Source organism: Shigella sp. SIG6, assembly GCF_053555815.1.
Map to the genome: position 1 here is coordinate 1 of NZ_JBQZXC010000316.1, position 490 is coordinate 490.

The 490-nt window shown below is 45.9% G+C and carries 1 protein-coding gene and 1 pseudogene; one reads left to right on the forward strand and one right to left on the reverse strand.

Features of this window, described 5'->3' with window-relative positions; all coding sequences use genetic code 11:
• Positions 1-315 (reverse strand): transposase (locus ACUU1M_RS20580; protein WP_449144794.1); only part of this gene is annotated, 315 nt, incomplete at its 3' end.
• A 93-nt stretch (positions 316-408) separates the two neighbouring features.
• Between ACUU1M_RS20580 and ACUU1M_RS20585 the strand changes: the two are divergent.
• Positions 409-490, forward strand: a pseudogene (locus ACUU1M_RS20585) (porin); the annotation flags it as partial.

The following is a 490-nucleotide window of genomic DNA, read 5'->3' on the forward strand; positions in this document are numbered from 1 at the left end:
ACGCCCATATTCAACGGCTTCTTTAAGGAGTTCATTTTCCATCGTTTTTTTGCCGAGCAGGCGCTGGAGTTCTTTAATCTGCTTCATGGCAGCAGCAAGTTCAGAGGCAGGAACGACCTGTTCTCCTGCGGCCACAGCAGTAAGACTTCCCTCCTGGTATTGCTTGCGCCAGAGAAATAACTGGCTGGCTGCCACACCGTGTTGCCGGGCAACAAGGGAGACCGTCATTCCCGGTTCAAAACTCTGCTGAACAATAGCGATCTTGTCCTGTGTAGTACGCCGTCTGCGTTTCTCCGGTCCTAAGACATCAATCATCTGCTCTCCAATGACTAGTCTAAAAACTAGTATTAAGACTATCACTTAAATAAGTGATATTGGTTGTCTGGAGATTCAGGGGGCCAGTCTACAGGTTACAAAGATTCTGATCGTCTGAACTATATTGAAATCGGTACCTGGTATTACTTCAATAAGAATATGAACATATATACCG